The organism is Bacillus sp. JJ1127, assembly GCF_036965845.1.
Classification (GTDB): Bacteria; Bacillota; Bacilli; order Bacillales; family Bacillaceae_G; genus Bacillus_A.
The window spans coordinates 1-2,682 of the sequence record NZ_JBALQK010000247.1; the positions used below are offsets into that span (position 1 = coordinate 1).

2 protein-coding genes are annotated in these 2,682 nt (G+C 30.7%); both read left to right on the forward strand.

What is annotated here, in order from left to right; translation table 11 throughout:
• A partial coding sequence (locus V7183_RS21265) for an LPXTG cell wall anchor domain-containing protein (protein ID WP_335360750.1) occupies nt 1-181 on the forward strand: 181 nt, incomplete at its 5' end.
• A gap of 1,121 nt (nt 182-1,302) precedes the next feature.
• Nucleotides 1,303-2,682, forward strand: a 1,380-nt coding sequence (locus V7183_RS21270; protein WP_335360751.1) for a collagen binding domain-containing protein, incomplete at its 3' end; no start/stop codon positions are given.

A 2,682-nucleotide genomic window follows, 5' to 3' on the forward strand; every position in this document is an offset into this window, starting at 1 on the left:
AAACAAAGAATCAAACACAAGTACAAATAACGATTCAAGAGTTCCACCTACTAAAGAGAATGATAAAACGATAGCGTTACTTCCTAAAACAGGGGGAACACCAACGGAATTTATTTCAATATTTGTAGGTATGTTGTTGTTAGTTTTTGGGGTATTCTTATTTGGCCGTCAACGAGGTTAATAAAAAAACATGCCAAATGCTGAAAAGCACTTGGCATGTTTTTTATTATATATAGAATACAAGTTTTGATGATAAAGTACACTTGAATAAAACGTTACGTTTTCAAAAGGGAATGTCGGGCTTTTTTTGTAAGTGAACTCTATATAGAACCCACTTCTAGTAAATATATATGCCACGAAGTTGATAGTACATATTGTGTAATATATTTCCTTAAGTATCATCATTTTAGTCTAATAATTAATGGAAGTAAATATATTGTCGTGAAATGTCGAAAAAACTTTTAAAATAACACATCTTTTATAAAAACAAAGCAGAAAGAATTGACTTTGAATTGAGTTTATATTAACATCATCAAGTGTGTTATTCCCCATTCTTTATTGTTTATTATAGTAATCGATGAAGAATGTACAGGAAAGAAATTCAGTGAAATTAAAAATATCCTCTAATGTATAGTGATTATTTTGTCGAAAAAGTAATGGAAATCTTGTTTTTTTATTCGATAATATTATGAATACCTTAAATTGAACTATATATTCAAAAAATGGAAATTCATAAAATTGCTCTGAAGTTAATGCGACACTACTAATAATTGTTTTATCGAGTCACGATATATACTCCTCTTGCTTAATAGTGAAAATTCTATAATATTGCCTTTAAGGTATATGCATTTCTTGTAAAATAGGATCAAATTATATTGCACCACACTACGTTATACTATTCTTCAAAGTAAAATATATTGATTTTTGGATACTATTTAAAAGTGAAGATAGTGTTATTTCCCAAATTACTATTCTATATTTAATGAAAAAATTTGTAAATCAAGATTTATATAAAGATTTTACTTAATTATTCTAATAGATTTGTTAGGTTAAGCAAATGAAATTTGTTTTCAAAATACAGATAATTACAAAAAATAGAAATAACTTCTCTCTTATAATGAAAAATGAGCTGTATATTATTTGAGAAGAAGATTACATAAATAGTTCAATATCACAATAGTTCTTGTGAGAGAGGTGACAAAGACTTGCGTGAAGCCTTATGGATTGGTTGAAGAAAAGAGTATTCAAGTTGAGTAGAATATCATAATAATGTGATATGAATATAAAATATAGGGGGATGCCATGAATATACATTCAAAAAGAGTATTTTCGATTTTTTCAATTATAATGATTTTTATGTTTACTATAGGTCAGAGTTTAATGCCTATAATAGCGAATGCACAGGAGTTAAGTACAACAGGATTTGTGGATAGTTTTACGATTGATAAAACGAAACTAAAATACGGAGAACAGGCTAAAATAAATGTAACTTTTAGTGATAAATCTGGAAATAAGATGAAGTCTGGAGACACACTAACGTTAACACTGCCTCGGGAATTAACAGGATTTAATGGGACGATTCCATTAAATGATGAGCAAGGTAATAATTTTGGTACTTGTCAAGTAAATGCAGGTAATGTGGTATGTACATTTAATGATATGGTTGAGAAACTTCACAATATTAGAGGGCATTTTAATTTTACAGTTCAAGCTAGTAATGTAGGAACGGATCAAACGAAAGATGTTGCAACAAATTTAGGGACAACTTTAGATAAGCAAACTGTAACGATTGCTGGTCCAACTAGTGGTGGTGGTACAGGCTCTAAACCGTTTTTCTACAAATCTGGTGATATTCAACCAAACAACACTAATGAAGTGCGTTGGTTCTTGAATATAAACTTAAACAAAGAATATTTAAGTAGAGATATTGTTGTGTCTGATAGTTTGCAGGAAGGTCAAACACTTAATAAAGATAGTTTTCGGATAGCAGTTGATAACAGAGAGTCTTTATCAATTGAAGAATTTCGAAAGCAACGTTATGGAGATATTCAGTTTAATGACGACGGTCATTCATTTAAAGTCGTGATTAACTGGAATATGGGAAGTGCTAGATCCTTTACCGTTTCTTATACGAGTACTATAACGGAAAGCGGAAAGAGCCAAGAATCTTTTAATAATGATTATAAGATTGATTATCAAGTTCTATACAAACAGCCGGTTTCTGAGTCGGGTAGTGCCAAAGTTAACAATATAACATCTGGCGGTGGTGCTCAAGGTGATTTACCTCCTAAAGGAACGTTAAGGATTGTTAAGCATCTTGAAGGTGATGAAGAAAAAGTAATACCGAATGTCTCGTTTAAGCTGTATAAAGAGTCAGGTGAACAAGTTGGAGATGTATATGTAACGGATGAAAAAGGGATAATCGAAATTCCTAATTTACAACCAGGAAAATATTATGTGCAAGAAGTTTCAGCTCCAGACTATATTGATTTCGATCCTCAGACAAAAGTAAGTTTTGAAGTGAAATCAAATACTGTAAACGGAGTTAAATTACCGATTTCGAATAAAGTGAAATCTACATCCATTACAGGAACAAAAACATGGAAAGGCGATAATGCGACAGATCGTCCGAAAACAATCAAAGTAGACTTATTACAAAATGATCAGGTCATCAACACACAA